The sequence below is a fragment of the Xanthobacter sp. NM-25 genome, assembly GCF_022138605.1.
Lineage (GTDB): Bacteria > Pseudomonadota > Alphaproteobacteria > Rhizobiales > Xanthobacteraceae > Xanthobacter.
In genome coordinates, this window is the sequence record NZ_JACBFS010000005.1 from 334,551 (window position 1) to 348,332 (window position 13,782).

13 protein-coding genes are annotated in these 13,782 nt (G+C 69.7%); 2 read left to right on the forward strand and 11 right to left on the reverse strand.

Annotated features, from left to right (window positions below; all coding sequences use genetic code 11):
- The first annotated feature begins 121 nt into the window (after nt 1-121).
- A complete protein-coding gene (locus MEU52_RS15870) occupies nt 122-322 on the forward strand; it encodes a hypothetical protein (protein WP_238122174.1) in 201 nt (66 codons plus the stop codon).
- 39 nt (nt 323-361) lie between these two features.
- Here the strand turns inward: MEU52_RS15870 and MEU52_RS15875 are convergent, their stop codons facing one another.
- Genes MEU52_RS15875 through MEU52_RS15905 form a run of 7 tightly spaced genes read right to left on the reverse strand, consistent with a single transcriptional unit; the run spans nt 362 to nt 7,757 of the window.
- Nucleotides 362-874: an NADH-quinone oxidoreductase subunit B family protein gene (locus tag MEU52_RS15875; protein WP_238122173.1), complete on the reverse strand. Its 513-nt coding sequence runs from the start codon at nt 872-874 to the stop codon at nt 362-364.
- Nucleotides 875-883: 9 nt separating this feature from the next.
- On the reverse strand, nt 884-2,389 hold the full coding sequence (locus MEU52_RS15880) for a hydrogenase large subunit (protein WP_238122172.1): 1,506 nt from the start codon (nt 2,387-2,389) through the stop codon (nt 884-886).
- A gap of 9 nt (nt 2,390-2,398) precedes the next feature.
- Nucleotides 2,399-3,841: a hydrogenase 4 subunit F gene (locus MEU52_RS15885; RefSeq protein WP_238122171.1), complete on the reverse strand. Its 1,443-nt coding sequence runs from the start codon at nt 3,839-3,841 to the stop codon at nt 2,399-2,401.
- Complete coding sequence (locus MEU52_RS15890) at nt 3,838-4,503, reverse strand: hydrogenase-4 component E (protein ID WP_238122170.1); 666 nt, start codon at nt 4,501-4,503, stop codon at nt 3,838-3,840. Before MEU52_RS15890 ends, MEU52_RS15885 begins: the two co-directional genes overlap by 4 nt.
- A 15-nt stretch (nt 4,504-4,518) precedes the next feature.
- Nucleotides 4,519-5,472, reverse strand: coding sequence for a respiratory chain complex I subunit 1 family protein (locus MEU52_RS15895; RefSeq protein ID WP_238122169.1), 954 nt, complete (start codon nt 5,470-5,472; stop codon nt 4,519-4,521).
- Nucleotides 5,463-7,481, reverse strand: coding sequence for a hydrogenase 4 subunit B (hyfB, locus tag MEU52_RS15900; protein WP_238122168.1), 2,019 nt, complete (start codon nt 7,479-7,481; stop codon nt 5,463-5,465). The genes MEU52_RS15895 and hyfB overlap by 10 nt, the downstream gene beginning before the upstream one ends.
- 3 nt (nt 7,482-7,484) lie before the next feature.
- Complete coding sequence (locus MEU52_RS15905; RefSeq protein ID WP_238122454.1) at nt 7,485-7,757, reverse strand: helix-turn-helix domain-containing protein; 273 nt, start codon at nt 7,755-7,757, stop codon at nt 7,485-7,487.
- A gap of 280 nt (nt 7,758-8,037) precedes the next feature.
- Between MEU52_RS15905 and MEU52_RS15910 the strand changes: the two genes are divergently transcribed.
- Nucleotides 8,038-8,694, forward strand: a complete 657-nt coding sequence (locus tag MEU52_RS15910) for a hypothetical protein (protein WP_238122167.1) — start codon at nt 8,038-8,040, stop codon at nt 8,692-8,694.
- A 70-nt stretch (nt 8,695-8,764) separates the two neighbouring features.
- Here MEU52_RS15910 and aceB read toward each other — a convergent pair whose 3' ends face one another.
- The 4 genes from aceB to glcE form a co-directional block, all read right to left on the reverse strand.
- A complete protein-coding gene (aceB, locus tag MEU52_RS15915; RefSeq protein ID WP_238122166.1) occupies nt 8,765-10,390 on the reverse strand; it encodes a malate synthase A in 1,626 nt (541 codons plus the stop codon).
- 67 nt (nt 10,391-10,457) lie between these two features.
- Nucleotides 10,458-11,093, reverse strand: coding sequence for a thiamine phosphate synthase (thiE, locus tag MEU52_RS15920; RefSeq protein WP_238122165.1), 636 nt, complete (start codon nt 11,091-11,093; stop codon nt 10,458-10,460).
- Between the two features lie 131 nt (nt 11,094-11,224).
- A complete protein-coding gene (glcF, locus tag MEU52_RS15925) occupies nt 11,225-12,517 on the reverse strand; it encodes a glycolate oxidase subunit GlcF (RefSeq protein WP_238122164.1) in 1,293 nt (430 codons plus the stop codon).
- A 52-nt stretch (nt 12,518-12,569) separates the two neighbouring features.
- Nucleotides 12,570-13,778 carry a glycolate oxidase subunit GlcE gene (glcE, locus tag MEU52_RS15930; RefSeq protein WP_238122163.1) on the reverse strand — a complete coding sequence of 403 codons (1,209 nt, stop codon included), beginning with the start codon at nt 13,776-13,778 and terminating at the stop codon, nt 12,570-12,572.
- Nucleotides 13,779-13,782: the final 4 nt, after the last annotated feature.

Genomic DNA, 13,782 nt, shown 5'->3' on the forward strand with positions numbered 1-13,782 from the left:
GGTCTTTAAATACCTTTGATGGCGGGCCGGCATTGCCGAAAAGGCGCGCGCGGCCCGCAGAAAATTTAGGCACTGGCGCGGCGCCCTCGGGCGCCGCCGCACGAGCCGCAGGATCGGGAGCATGGTCATGCCGAGCGACGTGGAGCTGTGGCGCACCGCCTGGGTCATCGCCGAGCAATATGGCTCCGAGGGAGTCGATTTCGCCGCGGAGATGGCCCAGAGCTTCGAGAGCGGGGGCAAGACCTTCGAGCAGGGGGTGTGGCTCGCCATCATGTATAAGGTGGAGGAGATCACCGCCGGCGAGGGGCGCGCCCTGCAATAGCCGGGCGGGGCTTTGCTCCGCGCGGATCGGCTTTGGGTGTCAGCGGGCAGGCATCGCCATCAGGCCGAGCAGGCCCTTGAGCAGCGCCGTGGGCGTCGGCGGGCAGCCGGGAATGCTGAGGTCCACCGGCAGCACCGCTTGCACGCCGCCCATCACCGCGTAGCTGCCGGCGAACAGGCCGCCGTTGAGGGCGCAATCTCCGGCGGCCACCACCCATTTGGGGGCGGGCGTGGCGTCATAGGTGCGCTTCAACGCTTCCCCCATGTTGCGCGTGACCGGCCCGGTCACCAGCAGCACGTCCGCATGGCGCGGCGAGGCCACGAACTTCAGCCCGAACCGGTCGATGTCGTAGAAGGCGTTGGAAAGCGCGTGGATTTCCAGCTCGCAGCCGTTGCAGGAACCGGCATCCACCTCGCGGATGGAGAGGCTGCGCCCGAGGGTGGCTTCCGCCGCCACGCCCACCTCCCGCGCCAGCGCGGCGAGTTCCACTGCACCGGGGCCGGGCTCCGTGAGCGGCGATGAGGCGAGGCTCTTGAACAGCAGGGTCAGCATGCCGGCGCCTTACAGGTCCACGCCCGAGTAGGAGCAGTTGAAGGATTTGTTGCACAAGGGAAAATCCGCCACGATGTTGCCCTCGATGGCGGCTTCCAGCAACGGCCATTGGAACCAGGACGGATCGCGCAGGTGGGCGCGGGCCACCCGTCCCTCCCCGTCGAGGCGCACCACCGCGAGCACGTCGCCGCGAAAGCCCTCCACCAGCGCCACCCCTTCGCCGGGGCCGGGTTCGACCCGGGCGGCGATCGGCCCATGGGGCAAAGTGTCGAGCAGCTGGATGATGAGGCCGAGGCTCTCCTCGATCTCGAGAATGCGGATCCAGATGCGGGCGTTCACATCGCCATCGGTGCGCACCGGTACGTCGAAGCGCAGCCGGTCATAGGGCGCATAGGGCAGGGCGCGGCGGGCGTCGAAATCGCGGCCGCTGGCCCGTCCCACATAGCCGCCGGCGCCGAACGTGGCGACGAGCGTCGCCTTGACGATGCCGGTGCCCACGGTGCGATCCTGGATGGACGGCGTCTCGTCATAAAGCCGCATCAGCGCGGGGAAGGTGGCCGCGACGGTGGCCACCAGGGCGCGCAGGGCGGCGATGCCGTCCTCTGTGATGTCGCGGGCGACGCCGCCGGGCACGATGGCATCCATCATCAGGCGATGCCCGAAGGCGCTGGCGCTCGCCCGCAGCACCCGCTCGCGCAGCGCGCCGCAATGGGCCAGCATGAGGGCGAAGGCGGCGTCGTTGCAGATGGCGCCCACGTCGCCGATGTGATTGGCGAGCCGCTCCAGCTCCGCCATCAGCGCTCGCAGCGCCGTCGCGCGTGCCGGCACGCTCACATCTCGCGCCGCCTCCACCGCACGGGCGAAAGCAAAGGCATACGCCACCGTGCTGTCGCCGGAGGTGCGGCCGGCGAGTTGGGCGGCCTTCGCCACGTCCGCGCCGGCCATCAGGCCCTCGATGCCCTTGTGGACGTAGCCGAGCCGCTCCTCAAGCTGCACCACGGTTTCCCCATGGCAGCTGAAGCGGAAATGGCCGGGCTCGATGATGCCCGCATGCACCGGCCCCACCGGGATCTGGTGCAGCGCCGCACCTTCGGCTGCAAGGAAGTCATAGGGTGGCTGCCGCTCCGCCGGGACGGTCGCGGCGAGCGGGGCTTGGACCGCCCAGCGGCCATGGTCCAGCCACGGCCGGCTGTCGGGGGCATGATCGGGGATGAGGCCGAACAGGTCCCTCACCGTGCGTTCCAGCCGCTGCGCGGGGGCATGCACCTGCCCCACCGAGGGGAAATGCCCGTCCGGGCAGAGGCAGGTGGCGATGCCGGCGGTGCCGCTCTGTGGCTCCAGTACCGCCATATGCACGGCGCCCTCGTCGCCCCACAGGCCGGCGAGGGTCAAGGTGCCCTGGGCGAGATGGGCTGCGAGGGCCGACCAGTCGCCGGGGGCGAGCACCGCGCGCGGCCACGGGCGGCAGGCAGGCACCGGGGTGCCGCAGGCGAGGAGTTGGCTGAGGCTCTGCATCGCGCGCCCCTATCCCAGAAGCCCGGCCACGTGCTGGAACCACGCCACCAGCGGCGCCGGCAGGTAGATGCCGGCCATGAGCACGAGCGCGAGGTGGACCACCATGGGCAGGTAGGAGGCCTTCACCGGCGCGGTGCCCGGTGAAGGCGCGCCGAAGGCGATGGCGGAGAGCTTCAGCATCAGCGCGCCGAAGGCGATCAACAGCCCGACCACCAGCGGCAGGGCCAGCAGCATCAGCGGGAACGGCTGCTCGAACGTGGAGGTCACCAGCAGGAACTCGCTCATGAACACCCCGCCCGGCGGCAGGCCGGCGATGGCGAGGGTGCCGATGACCAGCGACCAGCCAAGCGCGGGATGGGAAGTGGTGAGGCCGCGGATCTCGGAGAGCTTCTGCGTGCCCTTCACCTGCGCCACATGGCCCACGGCGAAGAAGATGGCGGATTTGGTGAGCGAGTGCATCACCATGTGCAGCAGACCGGCGAAATTGGCGAGCGGCCCGCCGATGCCGAAGGCGAACGCGATCAGCCCCATATGCTCGATGGAAGAGTAAGCGAACAGGCGCTTGATGTCCCGCCGCCGGTACAGCATCACCCCGGCGATCAGCAGCGAGGCGAGGCCCATGCTCATCAGCAGCGGCCCCGGCGCCAGTGCGGCGGGGTTGGCGGCGAGCAGCATCTTGAAGCGCAGCACCGCATAGAGCGCCACGTTGAGCAGCAGGCCCGACAGCACCGCCGAGATGGGGGTGGGCCCTTCCGCATGGGCGTCGGGCAGCCAGGCGTTGAGGGGGGAGAGCCCCACCTTGGTGCCATAGCCCAGCAGCAGGAACACGAAGGCGAGGTTGAGCAGGGCCGGATCGAACTGCGCCGCGCGGGTCACCAGCACGCTCCACACCATGCCGTCCTGACCTTCGCCCACCACCGGCTGGGCCGCCATGTAGACGAGGATGGTGCCGAACAGAGCGAGGGCGATGCCCACCGAGCCGAGCATGAAGTATTTCCATGCCGCCTCAATGGCTTCCGGGGTGCGGTAGAGGCCGACCATGAGCACGGTGGAGAGCGTCGCCACCTCGATGGCCACCCACATGACGCCGAGATTGTTGGAGACCAGCGCCAGCGTCATGGCGAACAGCAGCACCTGATACATGGCGTGGTAGGCGCGCAGGTTCAGGCTGTTGAGCCGGCCGCTCTCCACCTCATGGGCGATATAGGTGGCGCTGAACACGGCGGTGGTGAAGGCGACGAAGCTGTTCAGCAGCACGAACACGCTGTTGAGGTCATCCACCAGCAGCAAGGCGCCGCTCTCGGGCCGGTGCACCATCAGCCCCACCGCCGCGCCGAAGCTGATGGCGCAGGCCAGAACGTTGATCCACGCCCCGGAACGATAGGCGGGCCACAGGGCCAGCAGCACGGCGGCGAGCGCCGGCGTCGCCAGAAGCACGGTCATGGCGGTCATGAGCGGCCTCCGCGGAAGCGGTCGAGGGCGTCCACGTCCACCGTGTCGAAGCGCTCGCGGATGTGGAACAGCACCACGCCGATGACGATGAAGGCGATAAGCACCGAGAAGGCCACCGAAATCTCCACCACCAGCGGCATGCCGCGGGCGCCGGTGGCGGCCAGGATCAGGCCGTTCTCCATGGACATGAAACCGATGATCTGGCTCACCGCGTTGCGGCGGGTCACCATCATCAGCAGGCCCAGCAGCACCACCGAGAGGGCGAAGGCCAGATCCTCCCGCGCCAGCGGATCGGAGGTGGCGGTGACCGGCAGCATGATGACCAGCGACAGGCCGACGAGCCCGAGCCCGGCCAGCATGGTGGGGCCGGTGGCCACCGCCGTTTCCACCTGCCGGTGCAGACCGAGCCGCGTCACCATGCGCTGCAGCGCCAGGGGAAGCGCGATGGCCTTGAAGATCAAGGCGATGGCGGCGGTGACATAAAGATGCGGCGCATCATGGGCATAGGCCTGCCAGGCCACCGAGGCCGCCAGCGCCACCGCCTGCAGGGCGAACACCTTGATCAGCGCGGTGAGGCGGTCCTGATACAGCATCATCAGGCTGATCAGCACCATGGCGCCGGCCAGGAGATGGGCAATGTCGAAGACCAGATGGGGGGACATGGGCTGGTCCATGGATCAGAGCCCCCGCGACACGAACAAGAGCAGGGTGCCGAGCAGCCCCAGCATCAGCGCCGCGCCGAGGAAGTCCGGCACCCGGAACACCCGCATCTTGGCGATGGAGGCCTCGAACGCGCCGAGCAGCGCCGCGCCGCAGACCAGCTTGGCGCCATAGGTCACGAAGCCAAGCGCGAAGGCGCCGGCACCGGCGCCCGCCGGGGCGAGGCCCCAAGGGGTGAAGACGCAGGCGATGAGGGAGATGTAGAGCAGCAGCTTCAGCTGCGCCGATAGCTCGATGAGGGCGAGGTGACGGCCCGAATATTCCAGCACCATGGCCTCGTGCACCATGGTCAGCTCCAGGTGGGTGGAGGGATTGTCCACCGGGATGCGGGCATTCTCCGCCAGGGCCACGATCATCAGCGCGATCAGCGCCAAAGCGAGGGAGACCCGCAGGCCCACGCCCGCCAGCATCACCCCGGCCATGGTGGAGAGCTGGGTGGAGCCAGCCACCAGGGCCAGGGAGAACACGATCATGATCATGGCCGGTTCGGCCAGGGAGGAGATCATCATCTCCCGGCTCGCCCCGAGGCCGCCGAAGCTGGTACCGATGTCCATGCCGGCCAGCGCCAGGAAGAAACGGGCGCTGCCCAGCAAGGCGATGATGGCGATGAGGTCCGCCGACCAAGAGAACAGCAGCCCGGTGGCGAAGGTGGGCACCAGGGCCGCGGCGACCCAGGTGGCGGCGAAGATGAGGTAGGGGGCGGCGCGGAACAGCCAGGAGGCGCCCTCCGCCACCACCGCTTCCTTGCGCAGCAGCCGGGCGAGGTCGCGATAGGGCTGGACGATGCTGGCGCCGCGCTTGCGATAGAGCCGCGCTTTCACCTTGCGCACCAGGCCGGTGACCAGGGGGGCGAGGGCGAGCACCAGCAGCATCTGGCCGCCCTGGATGAGGAGGTGGCTGATCAGCGCCATATGGCCAGCACCAGAAGGAGCGCCACCAGCGTCGCGAAGACGATGCCGAGATATTGGCGAATAGTGAGATAGGGCAGGATGTTACTGCGCTCGGCCAGGGCCTCTACCGCCCGCGCCAGCGGGGTGAAGAGGAGGGCCCATGCGGGGTCGCGCTCGGTCAGCCGGATGCGGGCGGGGGCGCTGTCGCCGGGGGGCGGCATGGTCACCTCCTCGCGGGCGCTGAACAGGGTGCGGGCGAACACCCGGCGCAGGGGCTGGCCAAAGCTGGAAGCGGAATACTGGGTGATGGGATCGGCGTTGGGAAAGCCGCAGTCCCACGCCGGCGCGCGGCGCAGCGCGCGGGAGGCGAAGCGGTGGATGACGAGGGCCATGAGGCCCGCCGAGAGCACCATGAACACGAAGACGAGGAGGCCGTTGTAGCTCGAGCGGCTCTCGCCCACCGGAATGATGGAGAGCCAGGCCACATCCGTCTGCACCGGCAGGCGGGCGCCCATGAGCGGACCCACCGCATTCTGCAGCGCGTCGAGCACCGGGCCGGGCAGGATGCCGGCGAGCACGCACAGGGTGGCGAGCCCCACCATGGCGCCGCGGGACCAGCGGTCCACCTCGACCGCCTGCGCGGCCTCTTCGGAGCGGGGGCGGCCCAGGAAGGCGATGCCGTAGAGCCGCACGAAGCAGGCGGCGGCCAGCGCCGCGGCGAGCGCCAGGAGGGCGCCCACCAGGGGCACCAGCAGCTTGAGGCCCCAGGGGGACAGTGCCGGGCTGAGCAGGATGGCCTGGAAGGTCAGCCATTCGGAGACGAAGCCGTTGAGCGGCGGCAGAGCGGAAATGGCGGCGGCGCCCACCAGCATCACCACGGCGGTGGTGGGCATGCGGTGGATGAGGCCGCCCAGCTTCTCCAGGTCGCGGGCGCCGGTGGCGTTGAGCACGGCGCCGGCGCCGAAGAACAGGAGGTTCTTGAATAGCGCGTGGTTGAGCACGTGGAACAGGCCGGCGGTGAGGGCCAGCGCCCCGGCGGCCATCAGGCCGTTGCCGCGGAATGCCAAGGCGAGGCCCAGGCCGATGAAGATGATGCCGATGTTCTCGATGGTGCTGAAGGCGAGCACCCTTTTCATGTCCGATTGCAGGAGCGCCTGCAGCACGCCGGCCACCGCGCTGATGCCGCCGATGGCCAGCACCGGAATGCCCCACCACCAGGCCGGCGGACCGGCAAGATCGAACACGATGCGGATGAAGCCATAGACCGCCACCTTGGTCATGACCCCGCTCATGAGGGCGGAGACGTGGCTGGGCGCGGCGGGATGGGCCAGCGGCAGCCACACATGCAGCGGCACCAGGCCGGCCTTGGAGCCGGCGCCGAGCAGCGCCAGGGCCAGCACCAGCGCGCCCACCAGCGGGCCGTGGGGGGCGTGGGCGAGGGTGGCGAACGTGAGATCGCCGCCGCCCGCCAGCAGCGCGAAGGCCAGCATCAGCGCCAGGGTGCCGAAGCTCGCCATGGCGATATAGACGAAGCCGGCCTTGAGGTTGTCTGCGGATTTGTCGTGGGCCACCACCAGCGCCCAGGAGGCCAGCGACATCAGCTCCCAGCCGAACAGGAAGCTGTAGGCATCCGCCGCCACCAGCACCAGGGACATGGCGCCGAGGAAGGCGGGGAAGAAGGGCAGCACCCGCTGCGGGGCATGCTCATGCCGGCCGTAGCCGATGCCGTAGAGGCTGGCGGCCGCGCCGCCCAGATTGATCACGCACAGGAAGAAGCCGGCGAGCGGATCGAGGCTGAAATGGGCCCCCATCCAGGGCACGCCCAGGGGCAGCACGAGGGTGGCCGGAGTGCCCAGCATCCCCTGGACACCGAACACAAAAGCCGTCGCGGAGATGAGCGCGCTGGCGCCATAGACGAGGGGCCGGCCGAGGGGCGTGCGGGCCAGCGGCACGGCCAGCGCTGCCAGTGCGAACAGGGCGAGGATGCTCACCAGTGTGCCCGGCAGTGGGGCGATCAGGGGCCCGCCCATGGCTCAACCCTCCCGCTCCGGCGCCGGGCGCCGGGCGGTGAGCCGCACGCCGCGGCCGCCGCCGTCGCTGACGGTGCCTTCGCCGATCAGCTCGATGCCGGCGGTGCTGAGCGCGTCCACCAGCTTCATGAGGGAATCCACATTGCCGCGAATGACCTCCTCGCTGGCTTCCATGCGCTGGATGGTGGGCACCGAAAGGCTGGACAGCGCCGCGAGACCTTTCTGGTCGAGGCCGAGAAGGGCGCGGGCGGCACGGAGCTGGGCGGCGGTGATCACGAGCGGGGTGACCGGCATCAGGAGAGGATTGGTGAACGCTACGCCCCCTCTTCTCAGATTTCAACGACAAATAGTGATGTTTAAAACATCATGTGCCCGTCTGACGCAGGCGCCTGGGAGCCGCGAGCGGGCGGCGAAAGGCCGCCGCCCGCTCGCGGCTTTGTGTCCTGATACCGCCCTGGAGATTGAATGCCGGAGAGGAAGTGTGGTAGTCCCGGCCCTGCGGTCAGTGGGGCGACTGTTGAGCTAACCGAGCTCAACCTTAGGAGACGGTTCAGGCATGGGAGCCTGGCTCTTGCCATTCCTCCGACATCCCTTTGTGCAAGCATTCATCCGTTTCGTGATCTATGTCGGCATCATTTCTGGAATTTTTCTATTAATGTATGTCGACGCGATGACAACCAAGACGTTTGGTGAGACGTCTCTTGTCGAGATTTCTCAGTCGGTTATCTTAGTCGTGGTCACAGCGATTTTCGCGACCTGCGCGGTGCGGCTGCCGGCGTTGCGGGTGTCGGCGTGGCTTCTGGCCACCTTCACCGCAGCCTCGCTGATCCGCGAGAACGACGTCTGGCTCGACATGCTGCATGACGACGGCTGGCAGATCCTCGTCACGCCGGTCATTCTGGCCGGGCTCTTCTACACCTGGAAAAACCGCACGCGGTTTCTGGACGAGCAGGTCCACTATACCCAGACCAGCGCCTTCGGCCTTCTGATGGCAGCTTTGCTGACCACCTATGTCTTCGCGCGCTTCTACGGCATGGGGGCGTTCTGGAAGGCGGTGATGCAGGACGCTTACCTGCGGAATATCAAGGACATGAGCGAGGAATGCCTGGAACTGTTCGGCTATGGCATTCTGCTGTGCGCGGCCCTTGAGTTCGTGGTGGTGGCCCGGCGGCTGGTGCGCGGCACCGATCCGGCGGTGGCGGCCGGCGCCTGAAACGGCAGCGCCCCACCGATGTGCAATCGATGGGGCGCGAGCGTCGTACGGGTGAAGGGGCTTGGCCGCCTCAGGCGACGAGGCGATAGGCCGGCAGGGTGAGGAATTCGTCGAACGTGTCGGCCAGCGACATGTCGGCGAACAGGCCGATGGCCTCGGGGAAGCGGCCGGAATCATAGACGTCGGCGCCGAGCACGGTGCGCAGCTTGGCCATCTCGTCGTCCAGAAGCGCCTTGAACAGGTCGGCGGTCACGGTGCGGCCGTCGTCCAGCTGGGCGCCGAGGTGGATCCACTGCCACACCTGGGCGCGGCTGATCTCGGCGGTGGCCGCATCCTCCATGAGGTTGTAGAGCGGCACCGCGCCGCGACCGCGCAGCCACGCCTCGATATATTGCACGCCCACGCGGATGTTCTCCCGCAGGCCCGCCTCGGTGCGGGTGCCCTGGTGCACCTCCAGCAGATCGTCGCGGGTGACGTTGGCGGCGGGCTTCACCACATCACGCTGGTTGGCCGTGGGCATGAGGCGGTCGAACACTTCCATGGCCACCGGCACCAGATCGGGATGGGCGACCCAGGTGCCGTCGCAGCCGAGGCCCGCCTCGCGCTCCTTGTCCGCCTTCACCTTGGCGAAGGCGGCGGCGTTGGCGGCGGCATCGCCCTTCACCGGAATCTGCGCCGCCATGCCGCCCATGGCGAAGGCGTTGCGGCGGTGGCAGGTTTCCACCAGCAGCAGGCAATAGGCCTTCAGGAAGGCCTCGCTCATCACCATGCGGCTGCGGTCGGGGGTGAGGAAGCGGGCATTCTTGCCGAGCCGCTTGATGAACGAGAAGATGTAGTCCCAGCGGCCCATGTTGAGCCCGGCCATATGGTCCTTCAGCTCGAACAGGATTTCGTTCATCTCGAACACCGCCGGCAGGGTCTCGATGAGCACGGTGGCCTTGATGGTGCCGTGGGGGAGCCCCAGCTGCCGCTCGGTGAAGCTGAACACCTGGTCCCACAGCCGGGCTTCCAGGTGGCTCTCGGTCTTCGGCAGGTAGAAATAGGCGCCGGAGCCCTGCGCCAGCGCCGCCTTGGCGCAATGGAAGGCGTAAAGGCCGAAATCGAACAGCGCGCCGGACATTTCCGCCCCGTCCACCCGCACATGGGCTTCCGGCAGGTGCCAGCCGCGCGGGCGGATGATGAGCACGGCGGGGGTGGCGCCGAGCTTATAGGCCTTGCCGCTGGTGGCGTCGGTGAAGTCGATGACGCCGGCCCAGCGATCCTTCAGGTTCAGCTGGCCCTCGATCATGTTGGTCCAGGTGGGGGAGGAGGCATCCTCGAAATCCGCCATGAACACCTTCGCCCCCGAATTCAGGGCGTTGATGATCATCTTGCGGTCCACCGGGCCGGTGATCTCCACCCGGCGGTCCAGGAGGTCGGCGGGCAGGTCGGCGATGGTCCAGTCGCCCGCCCGCACGGCGGCGGTCTCGGGCAGGAAATCGGGCAGCTCACCGGCGTCGAAACGGACCTGGCGCTCGGCGCGACGGGCCAGCAGCGCCTCGCGGGTGCCATTGAAGCTGCGCTGCAGGCTGGCGACGAAGGCCAGCGCCTCGGGGGTCAGGATCTCCTCGAAGCGTGGGGCGAGCGCGCCGGTGATCTCGACGCCGGCGGGCAGCGCGGTGGGGGAAATGGATGCGGAAGCGACGGACGCGGACATGAGCGGCCTCCTTGAGCCGGATGAGACGGGAACGGAACGCCGGCGCATCGTGGCGCCGGAAAAGGGATCAGCGGGCGGCCGCGACGGCGGCGCGCAGGCGTTTGGCGGCCTCCGCGACGTCGTCCGCCGCGCACAGGGCCGAGACCACGGCGACGCCATCGGCGCCGGCACGGATCACCTGTGGAACCGCCGCGACGTCGATGCCGCCGATCGCCACCAAAGGCAGCGGCGTCAGGGCGCGGACCGCGGCGATGCCGGGCGCGCCGATGGCGGCGCCCGCATTCGCCTTGGTGCCGGTGGCCTTGACCGGGCCGACACCGAGATAGTCGACGCCGGTGAGGTCCGAGGCGGCATATTCCGCCGGATTTCCCACCGAGAGGCCGAGAATGCGGCCGGGCCCCAGCAGGCCCCGGGCATCGGCGGGGGCCATGTCGTCCTGGCCGAGGTGCACCCCATCCGCATCGGCCGCCACCGCCACATCCACCCGATCATTGATGATCAGGGGAATGCCGAGGGGGGCGAGCAGGGCCTTCAGCGCCCGTGCCTGCTCCACCAGGGCGCGGCCGTGGGCCTGCGGGTCCCGCAGCTGCACCAGGGTGGCGCCGCCCTTCACCGCCGCATCCACCGTCGCCACAAGGCCGCGCGCCGCGGTGAGGCGCGGGTCGGTGACGAGATAGAGGGTCAGATCGAAGGCGGGAGCCATGGCGCGACCGGGGTTGGAGCGGCGCGGCGGCAGCCGCCGCGTGTTGCTGCAGTGGTACCCTTGCGCGCGGGGGAAGTCTAACCCCCGCCCGGCAATGGACTTTCGCATTGCCGGCAACAATGGGTGCCGGCTCAGGCCGCGGCCTCGGCGAGGGCGCCGGGGCGGGGGCCGCCGGTGGCCCAGTCGAGCAGCTCCACCGTGTGCACCACGGGCAGCGCCGTGCCGGAGGCGATCTGGGTGAGGCAGCCGATGTTGCCGGCGGCGATCATCTGCGGCCGCAGGGCCTCCAGCGTGTCCACCTTGCGGGTCTTCAGCGCGTCCGCGAGCTCGGATTGCAGCATGTTGTAGGTGCCGGCCGAGCCGCAGCACAGGTGCGGGTCGAACGGCTCCACCACCTCGAACCCGGCCTGCCGCAGCAGCGCCACCGGCGGGCTTTTCACCTTCTGCCCATGCTGCAGCGAGCAGGCGGAATGATAGGCCACCCGCCCGCCGGGCCCGTGCGCCGCCGGCAGGTCCTGGGCGGCGAGGAATTCGGTGATGTCCCGCACCTTGCCGGCAAGCGCGGCCGCACGCCCGGCGAAGGTAGGATCGCCGGCCAGCATGTGGCCATAGTCCTTGAGGGTGGTGCCGCAGCCGGAGGCGGTGACCAACAGCGCATCGAGCGGGCCCGCCGTCTCGAACGCCCTGACATTGGCGCGGGCAAAGGCCCGGGCCTCCTCGGAGCGGCCCATGTGGTGGGGCAGGGCCCCGCAGCAGCCCTGACCGGCCACCCGCACCACCTCCACCCCCATGCGGTTGAGAAGGCGGATGGCGGCGGCGTCGATGGCCGGTTGCAGCACCTGCTGGGCGCAGCCCGCGAGCAGCGCCACCCGCGCCTTTCGCGGCCCCGCCGGGGCATGCACACCGCCATCCCGCGCTGCCGGCGGCACCTTGTGGGGCGCCAGGCGCAGCATGGCGGCGAGGGGGGCGAGCCCCGCCCGCTCCAGCAGGCCGGCGAACGGTCGCCCCAGGGCCGCCGCCTTCAAGGCCAGGCGGAAGCGGCGCGGATAGGGCAGCACCCGGGCGATGAGGGCGCGCACCAGCCGTTCGGAGCGCGGCCGCGCATAGGTTTCCTCGATATGAGCGCGGGCGTGATCGACGAGGTGCATATAGTCCACGCCCGAAGGGCAGGTGCTGGTGCAGGAGAGGCACGACAGGCAGCGGTCGATGGGCCCCACCTCCTCGGCGGTGGCGGGCCGGCCATTCTCCAGCATGTCCTTGATGAGATAGATGCGCCCGCGCGGACTGTCGCGCTCGTCCCCTTTCAGCACATAGGTGGGACAGGTGGCGGTGCAGAACCCGCAATGGACGCAGGCCCGCAGGATCCGGTCCACCTCGGCAAGCCGCGGATCAAGGAGCTGCGCGGGCGAAAAATGGGTCTGCATGGCTCAGCGTCCGGGGCGGGCGGGGAAGGGCGGGAGCGCACGGGATGGCATGTCACCAGCCCTCGTGCATGCGGCCGCGGTTGAGGAGGCCGGCCGGGTCGAAGCTGGATTTCACCCGGGCCGTCAGGGCGGCGAGTGGCTCGTCGAGGGGCTGGAACACGGCGGTCCGTGCCCGCTCCTCAGCTGTGGCGCGCAGGAGTGTGGCATGACCGCCTGAGGCTGCAAGGGCCGTCCGCACCGTGTCCGCTTCCGATCGCGGGCCCGGCAGCGCCAGCCAGATGAGGCCGCCGCCCCAGTCGCAGAAGGCTTCGGCATCGAGGGTGGCGCAGAGCCGCGCGGCCAGGGCGGGGCCGGCCATGGGGGCCGTGGAGAGGCGCCACAGGGCGCGCTCGGGAGTGCCGACGAAGGGCGCCACGTCCCGCACCGCGCTCCAGAGCGCCGCCGAGGGTGTTTCGCGCATCACCGTGCAGGGACCGAAGGGGATGAGGACGCGGGCCAGCATATCCCGCCGGGCCCGCACCGAGGGGCCGAAGCCCTCCAGCCGCAGCAGCACCGTCGCCGTATCCGGGCATCCCGGCAGCCGCGCCGCCACCGGGGCCGGGGCATAAGCGGCGCCGGAGACCTCGCAGGAGGAGCCCAGCGCCGCGCTCATGGCCGCCGCCGCCGCCTCCGGCGAGAGGCCCTCGAGCCGCACCGTCTCCTGGGTTTCGGGGCGCGGCAGCACCTTGAGGGTGATCTCGGTGGCGACGCCCAGGGTGCCGAAGGCGCCGGCGAACAGGCGCGGCAGGTCGTAGCCGGTGACGTTCTTCACCACCCGCCCGCCGGACTTGAACAGCTCGCCGCGCCCCGACACTGCCTTGAGGCCCAAAGTATGGTCGCGCACGGCGCCGGCGCTGATGCGGCGGGGGCCGGCGAGATTGGTGGCGACAAGCCCGCCGAGGCTGCCCGCCCGCGCCGCGCCGCCGAACAGGGGGGCAAGGTCCGCCGGCTCGAAGGCCAGCATCTGGCCGCTTTGGGCCAGCATGTCCTCGATGTCCCGGCGCGGCGTACCGCAGCGGGCGGAGAGCACCAGCTCTTCCGGCTCGTAGAGGGTGATGCCGGAGAGGGCGGAGAGGTCCAGCACCGTGTCGGCCACCACCGGGCGGCCGAGCGCCGTGAGGCTGCCGGTGCCGCGGATCTCCAGGGTGCGGCCGTTCGCACCGGCGGCGGTGACGGCGTCGACCACATCCTGCGGATCGCGGGCGAGGAGGGTTTGCGGCATCGTC

What these genes read in the sequence shown, in the direction of transcription:
- MEU52_RS15870 (WP_238122174.1), top strand. Translation starts at nt 122, where the DNA reads ATGGTCATGCCGAGCGACGTGGAGCTGTGGCGCACCGCCTGGGTCATC.
- MEU52_RS15875 (WP_238122173.1), bottom strand. Translation starts at nt 874, where the DNA reads ATGCTGACCCTGCTGTTCAAGAGCCTCGCCTCATCGCCGCTCACGGAG.
- MEU52_RS15880 (WP_238122172.1), bottom strand. Translation starts at nt 2,389, where the DNA reads ATGCAGAGCCTCAGCCAACTCCTCGCCTGCGGCACCCCGGTGCCTGCC.
- MEU52_RS15885 (WP_238122171.1), bottom strand. Translation starts at nt 3,841, where the DNA reads ATGACCGCCATGACCGTGCTTCTGGCGACGCCGGCGCTCGCCGCCGTG.
- MEU52_RS15890 (WP_238122170.1), bottom strand. Translation starts at nt 4,503, where the DNA reads ATGTCCCCCCATCTGGTCTTCGACATTGCCCATCTCCTGGCCGGCGCC.
- MEU52_RS15895 (WP_238122169.1), bottom strand. Translation starts at nt 5,472, where the DNA reads ATGGCGCTGATCAGCCACCTCCTCATCCAGGGCGGCCAGATGCTGCTG.
- hyfB (WP_238122168.1), bottom strand. Translation starts at nt 7,481, where the DNA reads ATGGGCGGGCCCCTGATCGCCCCACTGCCGGGCACACTGGTGAGCATC.
- MEU52_RS15910 (WP_238122167.1), top strand. Translation starts at nt 8,038, where the DNA reads ATGGGAGCCTGGCTCTTGCCATTCCTCCGACATCCCTTTGTGCAAGCA.
- aceB (WP_238122166.1), bottom strand. Translation starts at nt 10,390, where the DNA reads ATGTCCGCGTCCGTCGCTTCCGCATCCATTTCCCCCACCGCGCTGCCC.
- thiE (WP_238122165.1), bottom strand. Translation starts at nt 11,093, where the DNA reads ATGGCTCCCGCCTTCGATCTGACCCTCTATCTCGTCACCGACCCGCGC.
- glcF (WP_238122164.1), bottom strand. Translation starts at nt 12,517, where the DNA reads ATGCAGACCCATTTTTCGCCCGCGCAGCTCCTTGATCCGCGGCTTGCC.
- glcE (WP_238122163.1), bottom strand. Translation starts at nt 13,778, where the DNA reads ATGCCGCAAACCCTCCTCGCCCGCGATCCGCAGGATGTGGTCGACGCC.